The organism is Mesorhizobium hawassense (assembly GCF_003289945.1).
In the GTDB taxonomy this organism is placed as follows: Bacteria; Pseudomonadota; Alphaproteobacteria; order Rhizobiales; family Rhizobiaceae; genus Mesorhizobium; species Mesorhizobium hawassense.
Genome location: NZ_QMBP01000015.1, coordinates 138,644 through 165,021, shown reverse-complemented (window position 1 = coordinate 165,021; position 26,378 = coordinate 138,644). Strand labels below are relative to the sequence as shown.

Annotated in this window: 35 protein-coding genes and 1 other RNA gene; 21 read left to right on the top strand and 15 right to left on the bottom strand. The window is 63.0% G+C overall.

All coding sequences use genetic code 11. From position 1 onward, the window contains the following. Window positions 1–97: 97 nt before the first annotated feature. From efp to DPM33_RS26610, 6 genes are all read left to right on the top strand, one after another. On the top strand, window positions 98–664 hold the full coding sequence (efp, locus tag DPM33_RS26635) for an elongation factor P (protein WP_112100366.1): 567 nt from the start codon (window positions 98–100) through the stop codon (window positions 662–664). 37 nt (window positions 665–701) lie between these two features. After that, window positions 702–1,502: an inositol monophosphatase family protein gene (locus DPM33_RS26630; protein WP_112100365.1), complete on the top strand. Its 801-nt coding sequence runs from the start codon at window positions 702–704 to the stop codon at window positions 1,500–1,502. Between the two features lie 147 nt (window positions 1,503–1,649). Beyond that, entirely contained in the window at window positions 1,650–2,342 is a 693-nt protein-coding gene (gene trhA / locus DPM33_RS26625) for a PAQR family membrane homeostasis protein TrhA (RefSeq protein WP_112100385.1), read from the top strand. A gap of 184 nt (window positions 2,343–2,526) precedes the next feature. Continuing rightward, the gene (locus tag DPM33_RS26620) at window positions 2,527–3,549 is read left to right on the top strand and encodes a MotA/TolQ/ExbB proton channel family protein (RefSeq protein ID WP_112100364.1); all 1,023 of its coding nucleotides are present in this window, start codon (window positions 2,527–2,529) and stop codon (window positions 3,547–3,549) included. A 1-nt stretch (window position 3,550) separates the two neighbouring features. Further along, window positions 3,551–4,579, top strand: a complete 1,029-nt coding sequence (locus DPM33_RS26615; RefSeq protein ID WP_112100363.1) for a peptidoglycan -binding protein — start codon at window positions 3,551–3,553, stop codon at window positions 4,577–4,579. 355 nt (window positions 4,580–4,934) lie between these two features. Continuing rightward, the gene (locus DPM33_RS26610) at window positions 4,935–5,360 is read left to right on the top strand and encodes a hypothetical protein (protein ID WP_112100362.1); all 426 of its coding nucleotides are present in this window, start codon (window positions 4,935–4,937) and stop codon (window positions 5,358–5,360) included. Window positions 5,361–5,532: 172 nt separating this feature from the next. Here DPM33_RS26610 and DPM33_RS26605 read toward each other — a convergent pair whose 3' ends face one another. Continuing rightward, window positions 5,533–5,886 carry a DUF1304 domain-containing protein gene (locus tag DPM33_RS26605; protein ID WP_112100384.1) on the bottom strand — a complete coding sequence of 118 codons (354 nt, stop codon included), beginning with the start codon at window positions 5,884–5,886 and terminating at the stop codon, window positions 5,533–5,535. 146 nt (window positions 5,887–6,032) lie between these two features. Between DPM33_RS26605 and DPM33_RS26600 the strand changes: the two genes are divergently transcribed. Both DPM33_RS26600 and DPM33_RS26595 read left to right on the top strand, forming a co-directional pair. Then, window positions 6,033–7,517, top strand: coding sequence for a carboxypeptidase M32 (locus DPM33_RS26600; RefSeq protein WP_112100383.1), 1,485 nt, complete (start codon window positions 6,033–6,035; stop codon window positions 7,515–7,517). Window positions 7,518–7,682: 165 nt separating this feature from the next. Next, complete coding sequence (locus DPM33_RS26595) at window positions 7,683–9,725, top strand: DUF3857 domain-containing transglutaminase family protein (protein ID WP_167449231.1); 2,043 nt, start codon at window positions 7,683–7,685, stop codon at window positions 9,723–9,725. Window positions 9,726–9,765: 40 nt separating this feature from the next. On the opposite strand, the gene DPM33_RS26590 is transcribed toward DPM33_RS26595, so the two are convergent. Continuing rightward, on the bottom strand, window positions 9,766–11,568 hold the full coding sequence (locus DPM33_RS26590; RefSeq protein WP_112100360.1) for an ABC transporter transmembrane domain-containing protein: 1,803 nt from the start codon (window positions 11,566–11,568) through the stop codon (window positions 9,766–9,768). A 206-nt stretch (window positions 11,569–11,774) separates the two neighbouring features. On the opposite strand from DPM33_RS26590, the gene rpmE reads away from it, so the two are divergent. Continuing rightward, entirely contained in the window at window positions 11,775–11,996 is a 222-nt protein-coding gene (rpmE, locus tag DPM33_RS26585; RefSeq protein ID WP_027166741.1) for a 50S ribosomal protein L31, read from the top strand. 107 nt (window positions 11,997–12,103) lie between these two features. Next, window positions 12,104–12,604, top strand: coding sequence for a hypothetical protein (locus DPM33_RS26580; RefSeq protein WP_112100359.1), 501 nt, complete (start codon window positions 12,104–12,106; stop codon window positions 12,602–12,604). Between the two features lie 5 nt (window positions 12,605–12,609). Here the strand turns inward: DPM33_RS26580 and DPM33_RS26575 are convergent, their stop codons facing one another. Further along, complete coding sequence (locus DPM33_RS26575) at window positions 12,610–13,251, bottom strand: TetR/AcrR family transcriptional regulator (RefSeq protein WP_112100358.1); 642 nt, start codon at window positions 13,249–13,251, stop codon at window positions 12,610–12,612. Between the two features lie 85 nt (window positions 13,252–13,336). Here DPM33_RS26575 and DPM33_RS26570 point away from each other — a divergent pair, with 85 nt between their 5' ends. Together DPM33_RS26570 and DPM33_RS26565 are read left to right on the top strand one after the other, a co-directional pair. Next, window positions 13,337–14,191 carry an NAD(P)H-binding protein gene (locus tag DPM33_RS26570; protein ID WP_245442393.1) on the top strand — a complete coding sequence of 285 codons (855 nt, stop codon included), beginning with the start codon at window positions 13,337–13,339 and terminating at the stop codon, window positions 14,189–14,191. Between the two features lies 1 nt (window position 14,192). Then, the gene (locus tag DPM33_RS26565) at window positions 14,193–14,669 is read left to right on the top strand and encodes an anthrone oxygenase family protein (protein WP_112100357.1); all 477 of its coding nucleotides are present in this window, start codon (window positions 14,193–14,195) and stop codon (window positions 14,667–14,669) included. A gap of 28 nt (window positions 14,670–14,697) precedes the next feature. Here the strand turns inward: DPM33_RS26565 and DPM33_RS26560 are convergent, their stop codons facing one another. The 3 genes from DPM33_RS26560 to DPM33_RS26550 all read right to left on the bottom strand — a co-directional run bounded on the left by DPM33_RS26560 (window position 14,698) and on the right by DPM33_RS26550 (window position 16,316). Then, window positions 14,698–15,024 (bottom strand): Rdx family protein, encoded by a 327-nt coding sequence (locus DPM33_RS26560; RefSeq protein ID WP_112100356.1) that lies wholly within the window; start codon window positions 15,022–15,024, stop codon window positions 14,698–14,700. Between the two features lie 19 nt (window positions 15,025–15,043). After that, window positions 15,044–15,793 carry a YebC/PmpR family DNA-binding transcriptional regulator gene (locus DPM33_RS26555; RefSeq protein ID WP_112100355.1) on the bottom strand — a complete coding sequence of 250 codons (750 nt, stop codon included), beginning with the start codon at window positions 15,791–15,793 and terminating at the stop codon, window positions 15,044–15,046. 199 nt (window positions 15,794–15,992) lie between these two features. Then, window positions 15,993–16,316, bottom strand: a complete 324-nt coding sequence (locus tag DPM33_RS26550; RefSeq protein WP_112100354.1) for an ArsR/SmtB family transcription factor — start codon at window positions 16,314–16,316, stop codon at window positions 15,993–15,995. Between the two features lie 51 nt (window positions 16,317–16,367). Between DPM33_RS26550 and DPM33_RS26545 the strand changes: the two genes are divergently transcribed. Genes DPM33_RS26545 through DPM33_RS26530 form a run of 4 tightly spaced genes read left to right on the top strand, consistent with a single transcriptional unit; the run spans window position 16,368 to window position 18,190 of the window. Then, window positions 16,368–16,850, top strand: a complete 483-nt coding sequence (locus DPM33_RS26545) for an SRPBCC domain-containing protein (RefSeq protein WP_112100353.1) — start codon at window positions 16,368–16,370, stop codon at window positions 16,848–16,850. Between the two features lie 44 nt (window positions 16,851–16,894). Then, window positions 16,895–17,287, top strand: a complete 393-nt coding sequence (locus DPM33_RS26540) for a VOC family protein (protein ID WP_112100352.1) — start codon at window positions 16,895–16,897, stop codon at window positions 17,285–17,287. 49 nt (window positions 17,288–17,336) lie between these two features. Then, entirely contained in the window at window positions 17,337–17,699 is a 363-nt protein-coding gene (locus DPM33_RS26535) for a VOC family protein (protein ID WP_112100351.1), read from the top strand. 23 nt (window positions 17,700–17,722) lie between these two features. Next, window positions 17,723–18,190: an SRPBCC family protein gene (locus DPM33_RS26530; RefSeq protein ID WP_112100350.1), complete on the top strand. Its 468-nt coding sequence runs from the start codon at window positions 17,723–17,725 to the stop codon at window positions 18,188–18,190. Between the two features lie 22 nt (window positions 18,191–18,212). On the opposite strand, the gene DPM33_RS26525 is transcribed toward DPM33_RS26530, so the two are convergent. The 8 genes from DPM33_RS26525 to ssrS form a co-directional block, all read right to left on the bottom strand. Beyond that, window positions 18,213–18,977: a TerC family protein gene (locus DPM33_RS26525; protein ID WP_112100349.1), complete on the bottom strand. Its 765-nt coding sequence runs from the start codon at window positions 18,975–18,977 to the stop codon at window positions 18,213–18,215. A gap of 80 nt (window positions 18,978–19,057) precedes the next feature. Then, window positions 19,058–19,882 carry a TIGR00282 family metallophosphoesterase gene (locus DPM33_RS26520; protein ID WP_040991654.1) on the bottom strand — a complete coding sequence of 275 codons (825 nt, stop codon included), beginning with the start codon at window positions 19,880–19,882 and terminating at the stop codon, window positions 19,058–19,060. Beyond that, window positions 19,879–20,220, bottom strand: coding sequence for a helix-turn-helix domain-containing protein (locus DPM33_RS26515; protein WP_167449230.1), 342 nt, complete (start codon window positions 20,218–20,220; stop codon window positions 19,879–19,881). Before DPM33_RS26515 ends, DPM33_RS26520 begins: the two co-directional genes overlap by 4 nt. Continuing rightward, window positions 20,198–20,356 carry a BrnT family toxin gene (locus DPM33_RS37510; protein ID WP_281004822.1) on the bottom strand — a complete coding sequence of 53 codons (159 nt, stop codon included), beginning with the start codon at window positions 20,354–20,356 and terminating at the stop codon, window positions 20,198–20,200. Before DPM33_RS37510 ends, DPM33_RS26515 begins: the two co-directional genes overlap by 23 nt. Continuing rightward, window positions 20,353–20,478, bottom strand: a complete 126-nt coding sequence (locus DPM33_RS37505) for a BrnT family toxin (RefSeq protein WP_281004821.1) — start codon at window positions 20,476–20,478, stop codon at window positions 20,353–20,355. The genes DPM33_RS37510 and DPM33_RS37505 overlap by 4 nt, the downstream gene beginning before the upstream one ends. A 46-nt stretch (window positions 20,479–20,524) precedes the next feature. Continuing rightward, the gene (locus DPM33_RS26505; RefSeq protein WP_112100348.1) at window positions 20,525–20,968 is read right to left on the bottom strand and encodes a DUF3592 domain-containing protein; all 444 of its coding nucleotides are present in this window, start codon (window positions 20,966–20,968) and stop codon (window positions 20,525–20,527) included. 177 nt (window positions 20,969–21,145) lie between these two features. Continuing rightward, on the bottom strand, window positions 21,146–21,730 hold the full coding sequence (locus tag DPM33_RS26500) for a 5-formyltetrahydrofolate cyclo-ligase (RefSeq protein ID WP_112100347.1): 585 nt from the start codon (window positions 21,728–21,730) through the stop codon (window positions 21,146–21,148). Window positions 21,731–21,876: 146 nt separating this feature from the next. Further along, window positions 21,877–22,032, bottom strand: a non-coding RNA gene (gene ssrS, locus DPM33_RS26495) — 6S RNA. A 163-nt stretch (window positions 22,033–22,195) separates the two neighbouring features. Between ssrS and DPM33_RS26490 the strand changes: the two genes are divergently transcribed. The 4 genes from DPM33_RS26490 to msrB all read left to right on the top strand — a co-directional run bounded on the left by DPM33_RS26490 (window position 22,196) and on the right by msrB (window position 25,254). Then, entirely contained in the window at window positions 22,196–23,035 is an 840-nt protein-coding gene (locus tag DPM33_RS26490; RefSeq protein ID WP_112100346.1) for an AAA family ATPase, read from the top strand. A 77-nt stretch (window positions 23,036–23,112) separates the two neighbouring features. Continuing rightward, window positions 23,113–23,559: a GNAT family N-acetyltransferase gene (locus DPM33_RS26485; protein ID WP_112100345.1), complete on the top strand. Its 447-nt coding sequence runs from the start codon at window positions 23,113–23,115 to the stop codon at window positions 23,557–23,559. 6 nt (window positions 23,560–23,565) lie between these two features. Next, a complete protein-coding gene (locus tag DPM33_RS26480; RefSeq protein ID WP_112100344.1) occupies window positions 23,566–24,756 on the top strand; it encodes a vWA domain-containing protein in 1,191 nt (396 codons plus the stop codon). 93 nt (window positions 24,757–24,849) lie between these two features. Next, complete coding sequence (gene msrB / locus DPM33_RS26475; protein WP_112100343.1) at window positions 24,850–25,254, top strand: peptide-methionine (R)-S-oxide reductase MsrB; 405 nt, start codon at window positions 24,850–24,852, stop codon at window positions 25,252–25,254. 114 nt (window positions 25,255–25,368) lie between these two features. On the opposite strand, the gene DPM33_RS26470 is transcribed toward msrB, so the two are convergent. Continuing rightward, entirely contained in the window at window positions 25,369–25,695 is a 327-nt protein-coding gene (locus DPM33_RS26470; RefSeq protein WP_112100342.1) for a hypothetical protein, read from the bottom strand. 158 nt (window positions 25,696–25,853) lie between these two features. Between DPM33_RS26470 and DPM33_RS26465 the strand changes: the two genes are divergently transcribed. After that, window positions 25,854–26,366, top strand: coding sequence for an arsenate reductase ArsC (locus DPM33_RS26465; protein ID WP_112100341.1), 513 nt, complete (start codon window positions 25,854–25,856; stop codon window positions 26,364–26,366). Window positions 26,367–26,378: the final 12 nt, after the last annotated feature.

Sequence of the window (26,378 nt, the reverse complement as noted above, 5' to 3'; positions counted from 1 at the left end):
CCCCTTGCCCCCTCCCTTGCCACTATGTGCAATTTGTGGTCTTGGAGGCGCCAAAGCGCGACCCGCGCCAGAAAAATCTCACTCGGACCAGTTCATCATGGCCAAGATCAGTGGCAACGAAATCCGTCCCGGCTATGTCATCGAGCACGATGGCGGGCTGTGGGTGGCGGTCAAGACCAACACCGTCAAGCCCGGCAAGGGCGGCGCCTACAACCAGGTCGAGTTGAAGAACCTGATCAACGGCACCAAGCTCAACGAGCGCTTCCGCTCGGCCGAGACCGTCGAGCAGATCCGGCTCGACCTGAAGGATTTCTCTTTCCTCTACGAGCAGGGCGAGGCCCTGGTGTTCATGGACACCGAAAGCTACGAGCAGCTCGAACTCGCGAAGGACTTCGTCGGCGAGCGCGCCGCCTTCCTGCAGGACGGCATGATGGTGACGGTGCAGCTTTATGAGGAACGGCCGATCGGCATTTCGCTGCCCGACCAGGTGACGCTGACCGTCACCGAGGCCGATCCGGTGGTGCGAGGCCAGACGGCGGCCTCCTCCTACAAGCCGGCGGTGCTGGAGAACGGCATCCGCGTGCTCGTGCCGCCCTTCATCTCGGCCGGCGAGCGCATCATCGTCGACACCAACGAAATCACCTACATGCGCCGCGCGGACTGAACGCGGGCCGGTAGGAAGACAAAGCCAGGAAGAAAAAATGGCGCGCTCCGCTCTCCTCAACGTCATGGTCCAGGCCGCGATGAAAGCCGGCCGCTCGCTGTCGCGCGACTTCGGCGAGGTGCAGAACCTGCAGGTCTCGATGAAGGGACCGGGCGACTATGTCAGCCAGGCCGACCGCAAGGCGGAAGAGATCGTCTTTGCCGAGCTTTCCAAGGCGCGGCCGGGCTACGCCTTCCTGATGGAGGAGCGCGGCGCCGTCGAAGGCGAGGATTCGCAGCACCGCTGGCTCGTCGACCCGCTCGACGGCACCACTAATTTCCTGCACGGCATCCCGCTCTTTTCGGTGTCGATCGCGCTCGAGCGCCAGGGCCAGATCGTCGCCGGCGTCATCTACAACCCGGCTATGGACGAACTCTACACGGCCGAGCGCGGCGGCGGCGCTTTCATGAACGACCGTCGGCTGCGCGTTGCCGGGCGCTCCAAGATGACCGACGCGGTGATCGGCTGCGGCGTGCCGCATCTCGGCCGCGGCCAGCACGGCAATTTCCTGATCGAGCTGCGCAACGTCATGGCCGAAGTCTCCGGCATTCGCCGCCTGGGCTCCGTTGCGCTCGATCTCGCCTATGTCGCGGCCGGACGCATGGACGGTTTCTGGGAAACCGGCTTGTCGTCCTGGGACATCGCCGCCGGCACCCTTCTGGTGCGCGAAGCCGGCGGCTTCGTTTCCGACATGAGCGGCGGACAGGACATGCTCGACAATGGCGAGGTCGTCGCCGGCAACGAACTCATCCAGCGCGTTTTGCTCAAGACGGTGAAGAAGCCGCTGTCGTCGCGCTGAGCGGGCGCGACGCGGTCGGGCACTCCTGCAAATCAAACGTGCGGCCCCGTCCTTTGCGTCGAAAGGACGCGCCGCGGTCGCAAAACCGCAACCGAATCTTGAAATACTGACCTGCGACGGCCCAGATTAGGGTTGCAGGATCATTTGATGAGCGACGCGCAGCCAGACACCCAGATCGAGATCCCCTTCGTGGGGCGCTGGCATTATTCGCGCGCTGAGATGATCGCCGACGGGATTGTCCACGCTGTCGGTATCGTGCTGGCTATCGCCGCCGGCTCTGCCTTCCTGGCTTTAGCCGCGTTCCACTCCGGCCCCGGCGAATATGTCGCCGCCGTTTTCTATGTCGTCTCGCTGCTCACCGTGCTGTCGGTTTCGCTGGCCTACAATCTTTGGCCTGTCTCGTCGCCGGCGAAATGGATCCTGCGCCGCTTCGATCATGCCGCGATCTATCTGCTGATCGCCGCCACCTACACGCCCTTCCTCGCCCAGCTCGACAACACGCCGCTTGCGCTGCCCATGATCGTCGTCGTGTGGAGCGCCGCGTTGGCGGGCATCGCCATCAAGATGTTCCTGCCCGGCCGCTATGACCGGCTGGCCATCCTCTTCTACCTCGCCATCGGCTGGAGCGGCGTCGTGCTCGCCGGGCCGCTGGTCGAGACGCTGCCGACGACCTCGGTCGCGCTGCTCATCGCCGGCGGCATCGTCTATTCCTGCGGCGTCATCTTCTTCGCCTGGAAAGGCCTGCGCTTCCACAATGCGGTATGGCACGGCTTCGTCGTCACCGGCGCCGGCCTGCACCTGGCCGCCATGGTCGACTGCCTGGTCATCAACCGGTTCTGAACCCGGAGCAATTCCAGGAAAAGCGTGTAGTGGTTAGGTCCGGCGCCTTCGCCGTGGCCTTCCGTCCGGAGTTGCGCCAAACAGAGAGCCGCCTGCGATATTGCCAAGCGCCATTCAATTTGGTCACAATTCCGTTTAGAGTCGCGGCAATTCTGCGGCGGGTGGCATCGGAAACGGGGCACGGATGGCTTTTCTCAGATCCTTCGGCAGGCGATCGGACGTCCTGGTCTATGATCCGCACAGGCTGTCGAGCCCGCAGGTCTTCCTGCTCACCATGATGATCTTCCTGATCATCGTCGCTTTCATCGCCGCCATCCTCACCCGCCAGATCTCGACCGCCTTCTCCAGCAACCCAGGCCTCAACGGGCTGATCGTCGGCGTGCTGGGAGTCGGCATCTTGCTTGCCTTCACGCAGGTGGGACGGCTGTTCCGCGAGGTGCGCTGGGTCAATTCCTTCCGCGCCGGCTCCGAGTCCACCGAGCCGGTCCTGCTGGCACCGATGAAAGCGATGATCAGCCGTTCGTCCTCGATGGCCTTCTCGACCTCCTCGATGCGTACGATGCTCGATTCCATCGCCACCCGCCTCGACGAAAGCCGCGACACCTCGCGCTACCTGGTCGGCCTGCTGGTGTTCCTCGGCCTGCTCGGCACCTTCTGGGGCCTGCTCAACACCATCGCCTCGATCCGCGAGACGATCGAGGCGCTGGACCCCGGCACCGGCGATGCCGCCGCCGTGCTCGATGCGCTGAAACAGGGCTTGTCGGCGCCGCTTGCCGGCATGGGCACCGCCTTCTCGTCCTCGCTGTTCGGTCTTTCCGGCTCGCTGGTGCTCGGCTTCCTCGACCTGCAGGCCGGCCGCGCCCAGACCCGCTTCTACACCGAGCTCGAAAACTGGCTGTCCTCGGTCACCGACCTGTCGTCCGATATCGTCGTCTCCGACACGTCGAAAACAGCCGAGTCGTCCGAGGATATCCGCCTGCTGTCGGAGCGGCTGCGCAGCCTGCAGGAAAATGGCGGCGGCTCCAATCCGCGCGTCGCCACCGCCATGGCCAATCTTGCCGATGGCATCTCGGGGTTGGTGAAGAACATGCGCTCCGAGCAGCAGATCATGCGTGACTGGGTCGAGGCCCAGTCCGACGAGCAGAAGGCCATGCGCAACACGCTGGAAAAGATCGCCGACGCGCTGAAGAAGCAAGGGGTCCACTGACGTGGCGCTGGCAAGACGGCGCGCCGACCGCCGCATCGACTATTGGCCGGGCTTCGTCGACGCGCTGTCGACGCTGCTGCTTGCGATCATGTTCCTGCTTACCGTCTTCGTTTTGGCGCAGTTCCTGCTCAGCCGCGAGATCTCCGGCAAGGATGCGGTGCTGAACCGCCTCAACTCGCAGATCAACGAGCTGACCCAGTTGTTGGCCCTGGAGCGCACGAACAGCCAGGACAAGGAAGATTCGCTCGCCAACCTGCAGGCATCGCTGTCGGCCGCGCAAGCCGAGAAGAGCCGCCTCGAGCAATTGCTGGCGCAGGGCGCCGGCGCCGGTGACGCCGCCAACAAGCGCGCCGACCAGCTTACCGGTGAGCTCAGCAATCAGCGCCAGATCAGCCAGCAGGCGCTGAGCCAGGTCGAGATCCTCAACCAGCAGATCGCCGCCTTGCGCAAGCAGATCGGCGCGCTCGAGGACGCGCTCAACGTCTCGGAGCAGCGCGACCGTGACTCCAACACCAAGATCGCCGATCTCGGCCGCCGCCTGAACGTCGCGCTGGCCCAGCGTGTCCAGGAGCTCAACCGCTACCGCTCCGACTTCTTCGGCCGCCTGCGCGAGATCCTCGCCGACCGCGAGAACATCCGCATCGTCGGCGACCGTTTCGTCTTCCAGTCGGAGGTGTTGTTTCCGACCGGCTCCGACGAGATCAACGATGCCGGCAAGGTCGAGATGAAGAAGCTCGCCGACGCCATCATCGAATTGCAGAAGGAAATCCCGCCGGAGATCAGTTGGGTGCTGCGCGTCGACGGCCATACCGACAACAAGCCGCTTTCCGGCACCGGCCGCTATCGCGACAATTGGGAACTGTCGACCGCGCGCGCGACGTCCGTCGTGAAGTTCCTGATCGAGAACGGCGTGCCGGCCAACCGTCTGGTCGCCGCCGGCTTCGGCGAGTTCCAGCCGCTCGATCCCGCCGACACCGACGAAGCGCGCAGCAAGAACCGTCGTATTGAACTCAAGCTCACCGAACGGTGATTTAAAGCATGTCTCCCGAAAGTGGGAACCGGTTTCGGGACAAAGACATGCGTAGAATCAAAGCCCTAAAGCGCACGGAGCGTACCTGAAAGATGGCGACGCGCTTAAGGATCACGCAAAGTCACGGGAAGTTGTTCGCCGGCTCAATACTTAGGGTGCCAAGTGCCGGCGACAATACCTGAAAAAATTATCTTTTTTTAATTACCCATCGCGAATCGACGCACCTAATTTGCTGCGCAGGGCCGGGGACCGCCGGCGATGCCTCCCATCGCGACGCGACGGAACTGGACGGCCCCGGAACGTCGGAAGGCTGGCGGCGCGACCGCTCCCTTCCCTGGCAGGAGGATGCGCCGCCATGCGCGCTTCAACATCACTCAAGACCGTAACTCTGGCTGCAGTACTGATCGCAGCCCCGCTCGCCGCAGCCTATGCCGCCGGCCATCACAAGGGGGCCCTCGACGCGACCGACCCGACCGATATGGCCGGACCGCGCGTGACCAGCCTGATCGAGCAAGTCCAGGGTGTGGACGAAGGCATCAACGATGCGCGGGAAGCCAACACCATCTCGGCCGCCGAGGCGCAGCAGTTGCATATGCGCGCCGCTCACATCAGCCAGGCCGCCGAGAAGGTCGCCGCGTCGGATCATGGCCGGATTCCCGCCGCGCAATATCACGACCTGCTGCGCCGTCTCGACCATGTCGATCAGAAACTGATGGTCGACACCGGCAGCGGCTTCCTGATGGGCGACGGCGCCGACGGCGGTCACTACCCGAACGGCTAGAGCAATTCCAGGAAAGTGCACAGCGGTTTTCCGTCCGGAACTGCCTGAAAGCAACCACTTGGAGCGGGCGGGCTGTTCCGTCACAAGCCGAGCCGCTCCAGGTTTCTTCGGAGGAAACGGAAGGGACCACCTGGCGCCCGAGGGACCTGGCCCCGAGGGCGTCCTTTTTCCGTCACCACCCCAACCAGAGCGCGAGGATGGCAAGCACCGCCGGCACCGTCTGGATGAACAGGATCTTGCGGCCGACGGTCGCCGCGCCATAGAGGCCGGCGATGGCGACGCAGAGCAGGAAGAACATCTTGACCTGGAACCCGCCGGCGCCGAGATAGAGCCCCCAGATCAGGCCGGCGGCGAGAAAGCCGTTATAGAGCCCCTGATTAGCGGCAAGCACCTTCGACGCGCTGGCGAAGTCCGGCGTCAGCTTGAACGCCTTGTGGCCGCGCGGCGTGTCCCAAAGCGCCATCTCCAGATAGACGATATAGCAGTGGATCAGCGCCACCAGCCCGACCAGGATATTGCCGATCATAGTCCCCTCCAGCGGTTTGTTCTCGGCATTGATCACGCCGTCGCCTCACAAGGCAAGACGGCCGGTCCCATCCCGACCGAGCGGGGTTGCCAAGCTCGGTGCCTTGGTATCTTTTCGCGCCAACCAAATTGAACCTGGGATCCATCATGTCCTTCCAGAAACTCGACGAACTCGGCCACAAGCTCGAAGCGTTGGAACATGCTCTAGCCATCCTCGGCGCCGATGAGGCGACGCACATGGCGGTCGGCGGCGGCGAGAAGCGCGCCGAGGCGATGTCCTCGCTTGCCGGCATGCTGCATCGTCAGGCCACGGCGCCCGAAATCGGCGACTGGATCGCTGCCGCCGAAGCCGAGCGGCTCGGCGAAGAGCAGCTGGCGGCGGTCCGGGAATTGCGCCGCCAATACACCAACCTCACCTGCCTGCAGGTGGAGTTCGTCGAGCGACAGACCGTGGCGCGCATGCGTTCCGAGCAGCTCTGGCGCGACCTGCGCGCCAAGAACGACTGGGCCGGCTTCCAGCCGGCGCTGGAAGGCGTCGTGACCCTGGTGCGCGAGGAGGCCGCGTTGCGCGCCGACGCGCTCGGCCTCGCCCCCTATGACGCGCTGATGGAACAGTATGACCCCGGCAACCGCGCCGCCGATATCACACCGGTGTTTGCCGAGCTGAAGGCCTTCCTCAAGGATTTCCTGCCGCGCGCGCTGGCCGCGCAGGAGGCGCGGCTGGCGAAGCAGCCGCTGAAGCCGCTCTCCGGCAGTTACGCCGTCGAGAAGCAGCGCGAGCTCGGCCTCGCCATGATGGCGGCGGTTGGCTTCGACCTCACCCATGGCTCGCTGTCGGTATCGCACCACCCCTTCTGCGGCGGCGTGCCGAGCGACGTGCGCATCACCACCCGCTACAAAACCTCCGACTTCCTGTCGGCGCTGATGGGCGTGCTGCACGAGACCGGCCATGCGCTCTACGAGCAGAACCTGCCGAAGGCATGGTCGCATTGGCCGCTCGGCAAGGCGCGCGGCATGGCTGTGCATGAGAGCCAGAGCCTGTTCGTCGAAAAGCAGATCGGCCGCAACCCGGCCTTCTGGCGCTGGGCGCTGCCGGTGGTCGAAAAACATCTCGGCGAAGCCTGGTCGCTCGACGACATCCTGCCGCATGTCCACCATGTCGAACGCGGCTTGATCCGCGTCGACGCCGACGAGGTCACCTACCCGCTGCATGTCATCCTGCGCTACGAGCTCGAACAGGAGCTCGTGTCGGGCAGTCTGGAGGTCGCCGACCTGCCCGAGGCATGGGATGCCAAGATGCGCGACTATCTCGGGCTGTCGACCATCGACAACCCGGCCGACGGCCCGATGCAGGACGTGCATTGGCCGGGCGCCGCCTTCGGCTATTTCCCTTCCTACACGCTGGGCGCCATGATGGCGGCGCAGCAATGGGCGGCCTTGACCAGGGAGCACCCATCCGCCGACCAGGATCTGGCCAAGGGCGATTTCGGCGCCGTGAACGGATGGCGGCGCGACAGGATCTGGTCGCGGGGCTCGCGCTGGTCGACACCGGAGCTGCTCGAGCGCGCCACCGGCGAGAAGCTCGACGCCGTTTACTTCACGGAGCACCTGCGCAAGCGCTACGGCAACTGACGCGCCCATCGACGCCTGTTGAGCCAGACCCGCAAAACATGCGCCACCGGGCTTTACTTTGGCGGGAAAGACTCTGACAAAGAGCGTCGTTGCGTCAACGGGCTTGGGTTGTTGGTGGGTAACAGTCTTCGCGGGGCCAGGTCTTTCCGCTGCCTCCTGCTCTTTTTGGTCTTGCTGGCCGGCCTGGTCTCGCCGGCGGGCGCCGATGAAATCGTGCGTAAGGGACCGGCTCCGGGCTGGATCAAGACGGTCGATATCCCGTCGGCCGACCCGGCGCGCGCCGACCGGATCAAGAACGGCATTTCATGGCTGCTGGCGGATGAGCAGATCATCCATCGCGATTACGGCTATGACGACTATTGGCGCTCGGTTTACAAAATAGTCGACCGGCCCGGCCTGGAACGGGGCGCCGGCATCGACCTGCAGTTCGATCCTTCGCGCCACAGGGTCACGCTCAATCATCTGCGCGTTATCCGCGACGGCCAGGTGCTGGACCGGCTGGCCGACGTCAAGTTCGACGTTTTCCGCCAGGAGAAGGACGCCGAAAAAGGTGTTTATGACGGCTGGCTGACCGCTCACGTCAACATCGACGACGTGCGCGTCGGCGACATCGTCGACTATGGCCAGACCTACGAGACCACGCCGCTCATCGGCAAGGATCTGTTCTTCGACAGTTTCTCGACCGAATGGGACGAGCCGGTCGGGCTGATCCGCACCAGCATCATCTGGCCGACCGCGCAGCCGCTGGCGATCAAGCCGCGCGGCACCGAGATCAAACCCGTCGTCACCACGTCAGGATCGGACACCGTCTATCTCTGGGAGATCGCCAATCCGAAACCGGTCAAGGTTGAGGACAACCTGCCGACGGAATTTCCGGCATGGGGATCGATCGACATTTCCTCGACCGCCAGCTGGCAGGGTGTGGTCGACGCCGTCCAGCCCTACTACAAGCCGGCGACCGCCTTCCCCGTCGCTTTCGCCGCGAAGCTGGACGAGCTCGCGGCCAAGCATCCGCAGCCCGAGGATCGCATGATCCAGGCGATGCGTCTCGTCCAGGACGAGATCCGCTATGTCAGCCTGTCGATGGGCTCCGGCTCCTACATTCCGCGCGATCCGGCTACCGTCATCCAGAGCGGCTTCGGCGATTGTAAGGACAAGGCCCTGCTTCTGGCTTCGGCACTGCAGCGGCTGGGCATCCCGGCGCAGGTGGCGCTGGCCGACCTCGACAAGGGCTGGGCGCTGGACCAACATCTGCCGGCAATCCGTGCTTTCGACCACGCCATCGTCAAGGCGACGATCGGCACGAAGACCTACTGGCTCGACGCCACCAACTACCTGCAGGGCGGCGATGCCAGCGACTTCTGGCAACCGGACTACGGTTTTGCCCTGCCGCTGTTCGGCAATGGTCAACTGGAGAAGATGCCCAGTCCGCAGCTGACCGGCCCGTCGATCAAGGTCGCGGAGGATTTTTCCTTTCCCGACAAGCCTGATGGCCGCCTGACGTTGGCGGTGCTTTCGACCTATGCGGGCGCCGACGCCGACGACATGCGCAGCAGCCTGGCCAGCCGCTCGCTGAGCGACCTGTCGGACTCCTACCTGAAATATTACAGCAAGCGTTATCCCGGCATCGAAAGCGCGGCGAAGCTGGAGATCTTCGACAATCGCGACGGCAACATCATCAACGTGCGGGAGAGCTATCAGTTGCCGGCGCAGGCGTTGGCCGCCAACGACCTCGCCAAGAACTTTCCAATCAAGGCGGCCGATCTCGGCACCGACCTGCCGACGCCGACCATGGTGGACCGTGTCGGCCCGGTCGCGCTTGGGCGGCCGATCTATCGCAGCCACGCCATCACGGTGAGCAATCTGAAGGCGAGGTTTTCCGGCGAAGAGATAAAGAACGTCGTGACGCCCTATCTGTCGCTGAAATCGTCGTGGAGCAACACGCCGACCACTTTCGAGGTGAAGTGGGACTTTCGGACGCTGGAGAGGGAGGTCCCGGCCAAGGCGATCGGGGATTATTTGAAATCGGTCAAGGACCTCGGCGACAACACCGACTGGTCTTTCAACTTTGCCTATCAGGATGCCCCCGAAGATCCGGCGCCCGCCGCTGCTCCGGAAGACAGGTCCAAACAGCAGGTCATTGGCGGGTTGCTGCTGGTCTCGATTTTCGTCGGCATACCGCTTTTCATGGCCTTGCGGCGCTGGTAGCCGTGCGGGCTTGCCTTGCCGAGCGCGTCTGGGACGGATCTTACTCCGCCGCGCCCTTGAAAGCGCTGGCTCCGGTCTCGAACTGCAACTTGGCGAGCCGCGCGTAAATGCCGCCCTTGGCGACCAGGCTCTGATGCGTGCCTTCCTCGACGATGCGCCCGCCCTCCATGACCAGGATGCGGTCGGCCTTGAGCACGGTTGCCAGCCGGTGCGCGATGACGATGGTGGTGCGGCCGCGCATCAGCCGCTCCAGCGCCCTTTGCACCAGCGTCTCGCTTTCGGCGTCGAGCGCCGAGGTCGCTTCGTCGAGCAAGAGGACCGGCGCGTCGCGCAGGATGGCGCGCGCAATCGCGATGCGCTGGCGCTGGCCGCCGGACAGCGTCACGCCGCGCTCGCCGACCTGGCTGTCATAGCCCTTGTCGAGCCTGGCGATGAATTCGTCGGCAAGGGCCGCCTTGGCCGCGGCCTCGATCTCGGCGTCGCTGGCGCCCTGCCGGCCAAAGCCGATATTGTCGCGCACGCTGGCGGCGAAGACGGTGACGTCCTGCGGCACGATCGCAATGCGCTGGCGGATGGCGGCCGGATCGGCCTCGCTCACGTCGACGCCGTCGATGGCGATGCGGCCGGACTCGGGATCGTAGAAGCGCAGGATCAGCGAGAAGACGGTGCTTTTGCCGGCGCCCGAAGGCCCGACGATCGCCACCGTCTCGCCCGGCTTCACCTTGAAGCTCAGGCCATGCACGGCGGCGCGGTCCGGCCGCGCCGGATAGGAGAATGAGACGTCGTCGAAGCTGATCGCGCCTTTGGCCGTGGCCGGCAACGGCAGCGGCTCGGCCGCCGACTGGATGGCCGACTTCTCGGCCAGGATCTCGGTCAGCCGCTCGGCGGCGCCAGCCGCCTGCGACAGTTCGCTCCATACTTCCGACAGCGCGCCGAGCGCCCCGGCGGCAAACACCGAATAGAGCAGGAACTGGCTGAGCGTGCCCGCCGACAGCGTGCCGGCAAGCACGTCGCGCGAGCCGAACCACAGCACCGCCACCACCGAGGAAAAGATCATGAAGATGGCGAAGAACGTCAGGAAGGAGCGCGCGAACACCGAAGCCCGCGCCGCCTCGAAGGCAGCGTCGACCGCACCCGCGAAGCGGCCGGTGACCAGCTTCTCGTTGGTGAAGGCCTGCAGCGTGCGCACCGCGCCGATCTGCTCGCTGGCGTAGGCCGTGGCTTCGGCGAGCGTATCCTGCGCTTGCCGAGACTTGCGCCGCACCGAGCGGCCGAAGGCGACCAGCGGCAGCACGATCAGCGGAATGGCGGCGATCACCAGGGCGGAAAGTTTTGGGCTGGTGACGACCATCATCGCTACCGCGCCGAGGCCGAGGATGACGTTGCGCAACGCGACCGAAGCGGTGGCGCCGACCGCCGACTTCACCTGCGTGGTGTCGGCGGTAAGCCGCGACACGATCTCGCCCGAATGCGAACGATCGAAAAACGCCGGCGACAGCGTCGTGACATGGGCGAAAACGTCGCGGCGGATGTCGGCCACGACCCGCTCGCCGAGCGTGATGACGAAATAGTAGCGGCTGGCCGACGCGGCCGCGAGCAGCGCCGCCATCAAAACCAGCGCCGCGAAATATTCCGCGATGAAGGTCGAGCCCGAGGCCTGGAAGCCATGGTCGATCATGCGCCGCACGGCCATCGGCAAGGCGAGCGTCGTCACCGCCGCGACGATCAGCGAGATGATGGCGCCGACCGCGAGCTTGCGGTAGCGGGTGATGTAGGGGAAAAGGCTGCGGAGCGGCCGGACCGAGCGCCTGCGCTGGTCTCCACTGACACCGATATCCGCCATGAGCGTTTCCTCTGGCCGCTTGCCGGTACCGCGCTTCAATATGCGCCCGCGGCGGCCTTGTGATTCAATTCCGGCTGATGTATAGGCTCGCCGACCGTTTTAGAAGCCGTGGCTTTTCATTAGCTGCGGCTTCGAGTTTTAAAAAGGGGCGCATCGACGCAGGCCTTTAGGCCCGTCACCAGCGCCGGCAGCCAGGAAACACGACAATGAAGGCCGATATCCATCCCGACTACCACACCATCAAGGTCGTCATGACCGATGGCACCGAATACCAGACCCGTTCGACCTGGGGCAAGGAAGGCGACACGATGAACCTCGACATCGACCCGACCACGCACCCGGCCTGGACCGGCGGCCAGCAGACCCTGCTCGACCGCGGCGGCCGCCTGTCGAAATTCAAGAAGCGCTTCGAAGGTTTTGGCCTCTAAGCCCGATACATCGACAGGATTTGAAAAACCCGCCCTCGAGGCGGGTTTTTTGTTGCCATGACGTCCCGCCGATAGGAGGCTGAGGCGACCATGATGGGGGGATAGAGGTGATAGATCTTGATGACGAGCGATGGTCCGACCTCCGGGGTGGGTACAAGGTCGTTTACGACCCAAGACCAGCCTTGCGCGCGTTGGCTACTCGCTACGACGACAAAACAATCTGGAACGAACTTTGGGAGGAATTGCACCATCAAGGGGATGTCGGGAGCGCATCCTACGCAGCGATCCCCGAGATCGTTCGCATCTCGACCGAGCACGTCCCCGCGAATTGGGCAACCTATGGCCTCGCTGCGGTAATCGAAGAGGCTCGGTTGGCGGATGAGCGCAATCCGCGAATCCCCGATTGGATCGAACCGCACTATAGGGCGGCTTGGCAGACGCTGCTGCATCTGGCGTTGCGAGACCTGGCAACCACCACCGATGAGGCGACCGCGACGTACGCATTGGCCGTCGTCGCATTCCATCGTGGCAGTCTCAGCATGTCCAGAATAGTGATGTTCACCGACGATGAGCGCGACGAAATGCTCAAGATGTATTGGGGCAGCTAACCTGCCTACTTGCCCACCAATTCCCTCAGCGCCATGCCTTTGTAAGCCGCGACCAGCCTGTCGCCCTCCTCGCGATCGACGGAGATTGCCAGCCGCACGGTGGCCTCGCCCATCTGCCAGACCAGGAATGCCGTGGTTTCCAGCTGGACCGGATCGGCACCAGGCCTGAGCCGCTTGAGCACCGCGACCAGGAAGTCGGCATTGGCCCGGCTGTCGGCGAGTTCGAGCTCGCGCAACGCCTTGTCGGCCTGCGTGCCCGACCAGACGTCGCGTATCACCGGCTCGGCCAGGAACAGCTGGTAGTAGATATCGACCAGCTCTGAAAACGCGCTCTTGAAGCCTTCCGCATCGCCGACATCCTTCAGCGCCGCCGAAATACAAGCCTGGCTTTCGGCTGTGTAGCGCTCGGCCAAGGCCCAGACGATCGCCCGCTTGTCCGGGAAGAATTGGTAGAGCGAGCCGATCGAGACGCCTGCCTTTTCCGCAACCTCGCCCATGCGCATGGCATCGCTGCCCTGCTCGGCAATCAGCGCCGAGGCGGCCGCAAGCATACGCTCGACCCGCTCGCGGCTGCGCTGCTGGCTCGGCGCTCGCCGCGGTGAAGCAATGGCGGCCTGATCGGCCTTCGCGGAGACTTTTTCATCCATGGCTCTCTCCGGGCGATTTTTCGAAAACTGGCTTGACTCACAAAATACGAGGGTTTATCACGTTTTGCAAATGTGAGGATTACTCATGTTTGTAAACGAAGAGGTCGAGATGAACACCACGCAGAAACCGATTTTGATCCTGGGCGGCACCGGCAAGACCGGACGCCGGCTTGCCGAACGGCTGACCGCGAAGGGCATTCCCGTGCGGATCGGCTCGCGCAGCGGCACGCCTTCCTTCGACTGGCAGGACAAGGGAACTTGGGACGCGGCGCTAGAAGGCGTCGGCGCCGTCTACATCAGCTACTACCCGGACATCGCCGTGCCGGGCGCCGCCGAAACGGTCGAGGCGCTGGCTAGGCTTGCAGTGAAACGCGGCATCAAGCGGCTGGTGCTGCTTTCCGGCCGTGGCGAGACCGAGGCGCAGCGCGCCGAGGAGATGGTCAAGGCTTCAGGCGCCGACTGGACGATCCTGCGCTGCGCCTGGTTCTCGCAGAATTTCAGCGAGGGCTTCCTGATCGAGTCCATCCTCGAAGGCGAAGTCGCCTTGCCCGTCGGTGCCGTTGGCGAACCCTTCATCGATACCGACGACATTGCCGATGTCGCCGAAGCCGTGCTGACGGAGCCCGGCCATGTCGGCCAGCTCTATGAACTCACCGGCCCGAGGTTGCTGAGCTTCGCCGAGGCCGTCGCCGAGATCGGCAAGGCCACCGGCCGCGACATCCGCTACCGGCAGGTTTCACACGCCGAATTCACCGAAACGATAGCGGCGCACGACCTGCCGCCGGAATTCGCCTGGCTGCTCGACGAGCTCTTCACCGAAGTGCTCGACGGCCGCAACGAGACGCTGACCGACGGCGTGCAGCGCGCGCTCGGCCGTCAGGCGAAAGACTTTTCCGCCTACGCGATCGAAACCGCCGCCAGCGGCATCTGGAGTAACTGAGATGATGAAACTTCTTCCCACCCTCACCTTCATTGCGGCCATCGGCGCGGGCGTCGTCGGCGGAGTCTTCTTCGCCTTTTCCAATTTCGTCATGGCAGCACTTGCCCGGCTGCCGGTTCCAAGTGGCATCGTCGCGATGAATTCGATCAACATCACGGTGATCACCCCGACCTTCATGACGGCGCTGTTCGGCACCGGCCTGATCTGCCTCGTGCTCATTGCCGCCGTTATCTTCGGCTGGAGCCAGTCGGGTTCGTACTGGCTGCTTGCCGGCGCCGTGATCTATTTCATCGGCAATCCGCTCGTGACCATGGTCTTCAACGTTCCGCTCAACGACGCACTCGCCGCCGTCGACCCGGACAGCGCCAACGGCGCCGCCGTGTGGGCGAACCATCTGAACCAATGGGTGATGTGGAACCACGTCCGCACCATCACCGCCATCGTGTCGATGGCCTGCTTTATCTTCGCCTTGCTCTAAGAGGTCTTGGGAACGCGAGGGCCCCCGCTCAGCCGTGGTCTTTCTGCGTGTCGCCCTTCGACGTATGCCCCTTGCGGTCGGCATGGCCGAGATCGCGATCCGGATCGATGACGTCGCGGACCAGTTGCTTGAGCTTTGCCGCATCCGGAAAACCGCCGTCGCGCTTGCGGTCCCAGACCAGCGTCTCGTTGCAGGAGATGGTGAAGATGCCGCCGGTGCCGGGCACCAAGGTCACCTCGCCGAGTTTGGTGCCGAAGGTGGAGAGCAGTTCCTGCGCCATCCAGCCAGCGCGCAACAGCCACTGGCACTGCGTGCAGTAGGTGATGCGGATGACAGGAAGCGGCTGCTCGCTCATCTAGGAACCAGGCAACCGATCACGCCGCGCTGAGTTTGGCCATGGTCTCGTCGTCGACCTCGAAATTGGCGTAGACACTCTGCACATCGTCATCGTCTTCAAGGGTGGCGACCAGTTTCATCAGCGACTGGGCCCGTTCTTCATCCACCGGCACATTGTTCTGCGGCTGCCAGATCGGCTTCACGGATTCCGCTTCGCCGAGCGAGGCTTCGAGCGACTTCGACACTTCGCCGAGATTTTCGAAGCCACAATAGATGGTGTGACCTTCTTCGTCCGATTCCACGTCATCCGCGCCGGCCTCGATCGCCGCTTCCATCACCTTGTCGGTGCTGCCGGCCGAGGCTGGGTAGTAGATTTCACCGACGCGGTTCCACATGAACGACACCGAGCCGGTTTCGCCGAGCGCCCCGCCGGCCTTGGTGAAGGCGGCGCGCACATTGGAGGCGGAGCGGTTGCGGTTGTCGGTCAGCGCCTCGACGATCAGCGCCACGCCGCCGGGGCCGTAGCCCTCATAGCGCACCGCTTCGTAGTTCTCGCCGTCGCCCGCGGACGCCTTGTTGATGGCGCGCTGGATGTTGTCCTTCGGCATCGATACGGCCTTGGCGTTCTGCACCGCAAGGCGAAGCCTGGGGTTCATCGTCGGATCCGGCGTGCCGGTCTTGGCGGCGACGGTGATCTCGCGCGCCAGCTTGGAAAACATTTTCGACCGCACCGCGTCCTGGCGGCCCTTGCGGTGCATGATGTTCTTGAACTGCGAATGGCCAGCCATGGCACCCCTATCGTGTTCGGCTAGAGCGGCGCGTAGCGAAATGAGATCATTTCACCATCCGCAACTGCTCGAATTCATTTCAGAACGCTCCAGGCATGCCTGCGAAGGCACACGGCGCTCTTTGTCGGAATGGCCGGCTTATAGATAAATCGTCTCAATTCGTCCAGACGCGCCGTCCGGGTGGCGCCAGAAGAGCGGATCACTCTTCGAGATCGGACTTGAGCCTGTCCAGAATGCTGATGGCGTGGCCGGCATATTGGCTGATCCAGCGATCGTGGATCTGCCTGATCGGCAAGGCGTTGAGATGGTTCCAGCGCTCGCGCCCCTCCCGCTTTACCACCACCAGATCGGCCTCCTCCAGCACCCGCAAGTGCATCATCACCGTGCAGCGGTCCATGTCGGCAAAGGCCTCGCACAGCGCGCCGGTGGTCTGCGGCTGGTCCTTCAGACGATCCAGCAATTCGCGCCGGCGCGGATGTGCCAAGGCCTTGAAAACATGGTCGTCCGCAGTTTGACTTGACATGTTATATTTATATAACATATCGTTTCGAGCAGCAAGGAAGGAGCTGTGGATATGTCCCTTGGATTCAGGATTTCCGGACGCATCGGCAAGCCGGTCGCTGAGGTCTTCGACGCCGTGGTCAACCCGACGAAGCTCAGCGGCTATTTCACCACTATCGGCGGCGCCTCAGCCCCGCTGGTCACCGGCACCACGGTCACATGGTGGAAGACGGTGCCCGTCGAGGTCGACGAGGTTACGAAGGACAAGCGCATCGTGCTGCGCTGGGACGCCACCGACGCCGACGGTAAGCCGACCTACAAGACCAGCATTGAAATGAATTTCGAGCCGCTCGACGACGGCGGCACTTTCGTCACCATCGCCGAGCAAGGCTGGCACGAAGGCGAGGTCGGCCTGAAGAAATCCTACCTCAACTGCGAAGGCTGGTCGCAGATGCTGGCCTGCATGAAGGCCTATCTCGAATACGGCATCAACCTGCGCGACGGCTATTACCGCAGCGAGTTGAAGGGCGAGCCGGCCAACGAGAGCAACGTCTGAGTCCGGTATTCGGGCCCAATATCCGAACAAGGAGGAGGTCGCCGATGACGAAAGCAACGCCATTCCTGATGTTTGAGGGAAAGGCCGAGGAGGCCATGACGCTTTATTGCGAGACCATCCCGGAAAGCCGGTTCATCGAGGTCACGCGTTACGGTTCGGGCGAGGACGGGGCGGAAGGTACGCTCAAGCTGGCGCGCGTCTCGATCGGCGGCGTCGAGGTCAGGCTCTACAACAGCCCGGTCCATCACGCGTTCACCTTCACGCCGTCCTTCTCCTTCTTCGTCGACTGCTCTTCCGCGCAGGAACTGGAGCGGATCGTCGAAACTCTCTCCAGGGACGGCGGTTTCCTGATGCCGCCCGGCAATTACGGGTTCAGCCAGCGTTTCGCCTGGCTCAACGACCGCTTCGGCGTCTCCTGGCAGATCAACCTGCCGTGATGGGACGCACGCCAGCCATCAGGACAACCCCCAACCCTTGGAGCAGAGCATGGACGCGGAGATCACCGGCGGCATCAACATCGCCATGAAGGTGCCGTCTCACCAATATGAGGCAACGATTGCCTTCTACCGAGATATCGTCGGCCTGAAGCCGTTTACTGCCAAGGCGCCGGCGATCGGCTTCGAGCTTGGCCCCAATCGCCTCTGGATCGACGAGGCGCCAATGATGAGCCAGGCCGAGGTTTGGCTGGAGCTTTTCACGCCGGATTTCGCCGGCGCCGCAGATCATCTCGACAAGGCGGGTGTCGTACGCTGCGACGCCATCGAGCCGCTGGGCGAGGGCTTCCGCGGCGGCTGGATCACCAATCCGGCCAACATCGTGCACATGGTGCGGGAACCGGATGCCTGGTGACCTGTTCCGAAAAGGAGAACGCCATGGAGATCAAGGAAAAACCAACCGCCGAGACCGCCATGCAGATCCGCCGGCCGGTCGCCGAGGTTTTCGAGGCCATCGTCAATCCGGCTGTCACGACGAAATTCTGGTTCACGCATTCGAGCGGCAGGCTGGACGAAGGCAAGCCGGTCGAGTGGGAGTGGCGCATGTATGGCGTCTCGACCAAGGTAGAGGTCAGCGAGATCGTTCCCAACGAAAAGATCGTCATGCGCTGGAGCGATCCGCCGACCACCGTCGTCTGGACGTTTACCGAGATGCCGGACGACACAACTTTCCTCGAAGTCGAAAATTTCGGCTTCGCCGGCTCCGGCGACGAGCAGGTCAATCAGGCGATCGGCTCGACCGGAGGCTTCGCGCTGGTGCTGGCCGGCGCCAAGGCGTGGCTGGAGCAGGGGCTGACGCTTGGCCTGATCGGCGACCGGCATCCGAAGGGCGTTTCGGCCGCATAGAGGCGCCGGCCCCGCGGCAAGCTCAATGCCCGCCGTCGGTCCTTTGCTTCTTGCGATTTCGCGCCAGCATGTTGAGGCCTTCTACCAGCGCCGAGAAACCCATGGCAGCGTAGATGTAGCCCTTGGGCACATGGTAGCCCATGCCGTCGGCGATCAACGTCATGCCGATCATCAAAAGGAAGCCCAGTGCCAGCATGACGATGCTGGGGTTCCTGGCGATGAAATTGGCAAGCGGCGTCGCCGCCAGCATCATCACGCTCACCGCAACGATCACGGCGATATACATGATGGCGATCTCGTCGGTCATGCCGACGGCGGTGATGATGGAATCGATCGAGAAGACGAGGTCGAGCAGCAGGATCTGAAAGATCGCGCCTGCGAGGCTCATCTGCAGCGTGCCCACCATCGTGTCCTGATGGTCCTGCGGGTCGACCGTGTGATGGATTTCCTTCGTTGCCTTCCACACCAGGAACAGGCCGCCGGCGATCAGGATCAGGTCGCGCCAGGAAAAGCCGTGTTCGAACGCCGTGAACACCGGCGTCGTCAGTTGCACGATGATCGAGATCGTGGCGAGCAGGATGAGGCGCATGACCAGCGCGGCCGAGATGCCCAGCCGACGCGCGCGGGCGCGCTGCGCTTGCGGCAATTTGTTGGTCAGGATCGAGATGAAGATCAGATTGTCGATGCCGAGCACGATCTCGAGCACCACCAGGGTCAAAAGTGCGATCCACGCGGTCGGATTGGAAACAAAGGCGAAATGCGGCGCCAGGAACTCGATGAGCTGCATGAAGGTCGTCCCCTCTACGATCTAGAGCAGTTTTCGCGGGTTTCGTCGCCAGTTAGGTACTGACCTTGGCTATATCAATGTCACGACCAGAAAGACGGTGCCGTTTCTTCCAGCCGCGGCCCGCGACGAAACGGCGCGATTTTTTCGGCAAGCCCGGTGCGGTCGGAAATATCGACACCGACGCCGCACAATGTCGCAGGTCCGCTAGCCGCCTCGAAACGCCCCTTCGGCACCTTCGACAGGAAGCGGTTGAGCGGCTCTTCCTTGTCCATGCCGAGCGAGGAATCATAGTCGCCGCACATGCCGGCATCGGAGATATAGGCGGTGCCGCCGTTGAGGATCTGATGGTCGGCAGTCGGCTGGTGCGTATGCGTGCCGACCACGAGGCTGGCGCGGCCGTCGACGAAATGCGCGAAGCACATTTTCTCCGAGGTCGCCTCGGCATGGAAATCGACGATGGCCGCATCGGCCTGCTCCCCGAGCGGACAGGCGGCGAGTTCGCGCTCGCCGGCCTGGAACGGGTCGTCGAGCTCGGGATGCATGAAGACGCGGCCCATGATGTTGGCGACCAGCACGCGCGCGCCATTCCTGGCGATATAGACGCCCGAGCCGCGCCCCGGCGTGCCCTTGGGGAAATTGGACGGCCGCAGGAAGCGCTCCTCGCGCGGCGCGAAGATCAGCGCGTCGCGCTGGTCCCAGACGTGGTTGCCGGTGGTGACGACATCCGCGCCGGCGGCAAGCGTCTCGCGAAAAATCTCTTCGGTGATGCCGAAGCCCCCGGCCGCGTTCTCGCCATTGACGATGACGAAGTCGAGCTTGAAGTCGGAAATCAGCCCCGGCAGCTGTTCCCAGACTGCCGTGCGCCCTGTTTTGCCGACCATGTCGCCGAGGAAGAGAAGTCTCATGCGGCGCTACGCGTGCCAAGCGCCCGCGACACCGTTTCCGGTTCCTTGGCGATAACCTGCAAATAAGCCTGCGCCGCCTGGTCCGGCTCTGTTCTGCCTTGCTCCCAGTCTCGCAGCGTGCCGAGCGGAATGCGATAGCGGACGGAAAACTCCTCCTGGGTGAGGTGCAAAGCCCGGCGGATCACCTTGACGCGAGCAACAGCCGCCATGCCCGGCTGATCCGTGCTGAGCGGCGGATTATCCCTGTCCGCCAAAGCCCCAGCTTCCGCATCCGCGTCGCTCATGTCGCGCAGACGGTTCCAATCGGTTCCGGATTCAGGCTTGGCGTGCTTGGTCATATGCTTTCTGCTCATGGCGCGTCGCCTTTCTGGCGGAGATCAGTCTTATTCGGTCGCCGCGTTCGGTGTAAACCACCGTCAGCACCAACCCACTGATGATACCGATGCCGATGAAGCGCTCCTCTTCGTAATTCATGAGCGATCCGAATAATGCAGCGCATAAATGTCGTCGAACAGGCGCTTGGCATCGGAAAATGCCACGCCGTGCTTGGCAAGATTGCTCGCGGCTTTCTCGTCGTCCCACTCGAATTCAAGCATTCGGGTCTACTGGAATTCAGTAGTATCTGTCAGAGGGGCACGAACGTCAAGTCGTGACACGGCGCCCGCGCAGCCAGAAGAACCAGACGTAGAACACAGTGAACCCGCCGGTGACGGCAAGCAGCAGCAGCCCGCCGCGCCAGCCTTTCATCGCGGCCGTATCGAGGTTCGATGGATCGGCGGGGTCGTAGTAGAATTCTATCCGGTCGCCCTTGGTGGCCTTGTAGAGGCCGATGTCCTTGTCCTTGCCGGACCATGTCATCGGTGCCTCGTTGGCGATGTAGGAGACGGCGACATTGATGCCATCGGTAACGAGACCGTTCGCTCGCGTTTCGCTGTAGGGACTGACATCCGTTACGGTGGCGGCCGTCCGCTGCCAGGCAACCTGGTGATGCAGGGTCGTTGCGATGATGTACGACGCCATGGCAAACAGAGTCACCGCGATCAGGGCGAAAGGCATCAGCAGGTAGCGCGCCAAGACAAACACCATGCCCCCCGTCGGTTCGGACTGTATTTCGGGAATATTTATCCGACGTGTCTTTGAGACACGTTAAGCAGATCGCGATAGTTCAATACGTTTCGCCCAAAAGTGCGCAGCAGTTTTTGAGACTGACATCCGTTAAAACAAGGAAGCGCGTGGCCTGAATCCGTGTCAGCGCGACGCGTTTCAGGCGGTATCGAAGCGCCGCAACCCGCTCTCGGTCAGTATTTCCGCAATGATGACATCATGGTTCTCTTCCGGCACCCGCTCGACTTCCTGGCAGTCGAAGGCGATGCCGATCAGCCTGGGCGTGATGCCCTTGTCGGCAAGCCTGGCGATCGCCCGGTCGTAATAGCCGGCGCCATAACCGATGCGGTGGCCGCGGGCGTCGAAGGCGGCAAGCGGCACCAGCATCAGCGTCGGGTCGAGCACTTCCGCCTCGGGATGCGGCCCGACCGTGCCGAAACCCATCTCGACCATCGGCGCGCCGCGCACCAGCTCGCGGAACACGATCGTGGTCTTGTCGAGGATAGCCGGCAGGCAGAGCCTGGCGCCCTTCTCGCGCAACGCGAACATCAGCGGCCGGACGTCGACCTCCGAGCGCATCGGCCAGAAGCCGGAGACGATCCGGCCGGGTTCGAAGTCGATTTTTTCCTTCGCCGTCTCGGCCATTTCGAGCGCGATCTCGACGCGCCAGAATTCGTCGAGCGCATCGCGTCGCGCCAGCGCTTCCTTGCGAAGTTGTTTTTTCAGGTCTTTGGAAGGTGACATGCTCAGACGCTAGAAAGGGCAGAATATGGATGGAGACGCAGGAACGACGTTTTCTAGCGCAAATCCAGGAAAAGTGCGCAGCGGTTTTCCGTCCGGAATTGCGCTCAAAACAAAGAGCAGCTGCAAGTCTCGCAAAATCGGGAGAGTGACGATCCACACGACCGGTGGAGAGGTCGATCCCGGGTGCCTACAAAGTAGGGGGGCGCCGTGTGAGAAAACCCACAGGTCTTCCCAGGGACAGCTCCCTATGGATCGATAAGGCCCCGGGGATAAGTTTCTCCTGCCGGGAAGCGCAGACCGTCGGCAGCAAATATAGGCCGGCGGTTGGCCGAGCGCCAGAGAAACGGATGGCGCTTGAGCGTTATTTGCCTGGTCGGTTATCGCCAGGGCCGGCCACTTCGGCTTCGAAGCTTGCGCGCATGCGCATGGCTCCTTACGGTCGCCGCAAAACGGCCAGGAGAAAAAATGCGTTTCGAAGGCACAGCGGCCTACGTCGCCGACAAGGACCTGATGGTCGCGGTCAACGCCGCGATCGCGCTGGAGCGGCCCTTGCTGGTCAAAGGCGAGCCCGGTACCGGCAAGACGGAGCTTGCCCGCCAGGTGGCCTCGGCACTCAAGCTCGATTTCATCGAGTGGAACGTCAAGTCGACCACCAAGGCGCAGCAGGGCCTCTACGAATATGACGCCGTCTCGCGGCTGCGCGACAGCCAGCTCGGCGACGAGCGCTTCAACGACATCGCCAACTACATTAAGCGCGGCAAGCTGTGGGACGCCTTCGCGGCGCAGAAGAAGGTCGTGCTTTTGATCGACGAGATCGACAAGGCCGACATCGAATTCCCGAACGACCTCCTGCAGGAGCTCGATCGTATGGAGTTCTTCGTCTACGAGACCGGCGAGACGATCCGCGCCGAATTCCGGCCGATCGTCATCATCACTTCGAACAACGAAAAGGAACTGCCCGACGCCTTCCTGCGCCGCTGCTTCTTCCACTATATCCGCTTCCCCGACATCGACACGCTGCACCGCATCGTCGACGTGCACTATCCCGACATCAAACAGAATTTGGTGCGGGCGGCCCTCACGCAATTCTACGAAATCCGCGATGTGCCCGGGTTGAAGAAGAAGCCTTCGACCTCCGAGGCGCTGGACTGGATCCGCCTGCTAGTCGCCGACGATATCGCGCCCGAGGATCTGCGCGCCGATCCGAAGAACATGCTGCCGAAACTGCATGGCGCGCTCTTGAAGAACGAGCAGGACGTGCATCTGTTCGAGCGCCTGGCGTTCATGGCCAGACGGCAGCAATAGCGCTTTCCCCTTCTGTGGACCGTTGCCGGCAAGCGGTCGCGCCCGCAGCTTTGGGCCAAAATGTTGGAGGAGAAAAAATGTCCGAGATCAGCATCCGCCCGCTCGCGCAGTCCGACCACGCCGATTGGCGGCGCCTGTGGACCGCTTACCTCACCTTCTACGAGACCAAGCTGCCCGAAGACGTCTATGACCTCACCTGGAAGCGCTTGTTCACGGCCGGCGAGTTCGAGCCAAAAGGCTTTATCGCCACGCTCGACGGCAAGGCTGTCGGCCTGACCCATTACCTCTATCACCGCTCCTGCTGGTCTTTGGTCGACAATTGCTATCTGCAGGATTTGTTCGCCGACCCGGACGTGCGCGGCAAGGGCGTCGGCGCGGCGCTGATCAAAGCCGTGCAGGACGAGGCCGGCAAGATCGGCGTCAAGAACGTCTACTGGATGACGCACGAGACCAACACCACCGCGCGCCGGCTCTATGACCATGTGGCTAGGCGGACGGGCTTCATCGAATACGATCTGTTATAAGGGCCAATGTTTATCCCCTTCTTCCTCGAATTGAAGGCCGCGCGGGTTCCCGTTTCGCTCAGGGAATATCTGTCGCTGCTGGAAGGGCTGGAAGCGGGTCTGGTCGACTATGACGTCGAGGCCTTCTACTACCTCGCCCGCGCCGCCCTGGTGAAGGACGAGCGCCATATCGACCGTTTCGACCAGGTGTTCGCGCATGTGTTCAAGGGCGTCGAGGCGCTCGGCGGACCGGATGCCGTCGACGTCGCCAACATCCCGGAGGAATGGCTGCGCCGGCTGGCGGAAAAGCACCTGACCGACGAAGAGAAAAAGCTGGTCGAGGCGCTCGGCGGTTTCGAGAAGCTGATGGAGACACTGAAACAGCGACTGGAGGAGCAGAAGGGCCGGCATCAGGGCGGCTCGAAATGGATCGGCACCGGCGGTACCTCGCCCTTCGGCGCCTATGGCTACAATCCCGAAGGCGTGCGCATCGGCCAGCACGAGAGCCGGCATCGCCGCGCGGTAAAGGTCTGGGACAAGCGCGAGTTTCGGAATTTCGACGACACCGTCGAGCTCGGTACCCGCAACATCAAGGTGGCGCTGAAGCGGCTGCGCCGCTGGGTGCGCGAGGGCGCCGAGGAGGAGTTCGACCTGCCGGGCACCATCCACGCCACCGCCGAGCACGGCTATCTCGACGTCAAGACGCGGCCCGAGCGGCGCAATGCGGTAAAACTTTTGATGTTCTTCGATGTCGGCGGTTCGATGGACGACCATATCCGTGGTGTCGAGGAACTGTTTTCGGCCGCGCGCGCCGAGTTCCGCCAGCTCGAATATTTCTACTTCCACAACTGCCTCTACGAGCGCGTCTGGAAGGACAATCGCCGCCGCCTTGCCGAGACGATCCCGACCTTCGACCTCATCCACAAATACGGACCGGACTATAAGGTGATCGTCGTCGGCGACGCCTCGATGAGCCCTTACGAGATCGCGCACCCGGGCGGCTCGGTCGAGCACTGGAATCCCGAGGCCGGAAGTGTGTGGCTGGCACGCCTGTTGCAGCAATGGCCGAACGCGATCTGGCTGAACCCGGAAGCCGAGAAGAATTGGGGCTATACCCATTCGATCCAGATGGTCGGCGAGATCTTCGGCGGCCGCATGTTCCCGCTGACTTTGGCCGGTCTGGAAGCGGCGACCAGGCAGTTGTCGCGCAAGCACTAGCCCGCTTTGGCTGGCAGGGCCTGTAACAAAGGCCTATGTTCGGGCGAATACCCGTTGCAAGCAACAACGAGCCGCCAAGGCCAAGGAGATTTCATGGACACCCACGCCTATCCCGTCACCCGCACCGATGCCGAGTGGCGCGCCCGGCTGACGCCGGAGCAATATGCCGTGATGCGCAACCACGGCACCGAGCGTCCCGGCAGCTGCGCACTGCTCTATGAGAAGCGCGCCGGCGCCTTCCATTGCGTTGGCTGCGACCAGCCGCTGTTCGAATCCAAGCTCAAATTCGAGAGCGGCACCGGCTGGCCGAGCTTCAACGATCCCGTCCCAGGCTCGATCGAGAACACTGTCGACCGCAGCTACGGCATGGTCCGCACCGAATGCCATTGCTCGCGCTGCGGCAGCCATCTCGGCCATGTCTTCGAGGACGGTCCGCCGCCGACCGGCCTGCGCTACTGCATCAACGGCGTGGCGCTGCGCTTCGAGCCTGCGGCCTGACCTATCTCGAATATGAATTCGCAAAGGGCGGCTTCGGCCGCCCTTTTTTCGTGGAGCAATTCCAGGAAAAGCGTGAAGCGGTTCGCCGTCACGAATTGCTCATAGCGAAGATCCTCAAACGACGGCCGTTGCGATCAACCACAGCGCGGAACCGAGCATCATTAGCTGTGCCGTGAAACCGCCAGCCTTCTCCGCCTTCCGCCAGACGGCGATCGTCAGGAAGATGTTGTAGGGCACGGGCAGGAAATGCACCGTCAGCACCAGCCAGAGCGGCAGCTTCAATCCGAGCAGGACAAGCGCCAGCGCCGACGAGGCGATGCTGATTGCCGTGCCGACCAGCAGCATGTCGCGCCAGAACAGCCGGTCGAGCGGCGCTTCGCCTCTCCAGCGGGCGCGGAAGAAGCCGATATTCTCGTGCGTTGCCGGAGCTGGGCTATCCATCAATCGGGCCTTGTCGGGCCGACCGCTAGACTCTCTGACCTTCGACGAAAATCGAACGCCGGGAGGTGCAGAAATCGGCCGCGAAAACGTGTAGCATCACAGACCTGTGATCCGCATCGCATTCTGTCTTTTGCATGGCAAACACGGAGGGATTCGGAATGGTCGGTCACGTGTACAATGTTCTTTTTCTCTGCAACGCCAACTCGGCACGCTCAATTATGGGCGAAGCCATCCTCAACCGGCTCGGCGCCGGCCGCTTTAAAGCCTATTCCGCCGGCGCTAACCCCAAGGGCACCGTTAATCCCTATGCGCTGCAGCTCCTGGAAAGCCTGAATTACGACACGTCCTTCGCCCGCTCGAAAGGTTGGGACGAGCTCTCCGGACCGAATGCGCCGGAGATGGATTTCGTCTTCACGCTTTGCGACAGCACGGCTAACGAAAGCTGCCCGATCTGGCCCGGCCATCCTATGACGGCGCTTTGGGCGGTGCCGGATCCATCCAAGGCCACCGGCAATGACGCCGAGCAGCATTTCGCCTTCGCCGACGCCTACCGCATGATGAGCAATCGCATCGGCCTTTTCACGAACCTGCCGATACATTCGCTGGACCAGATGGCGCTGCAGCAGCATCTGGAAGAGATCGGCCGCGATGAGGTTCGGGCAACAAGTTGAGCGGACCACCTG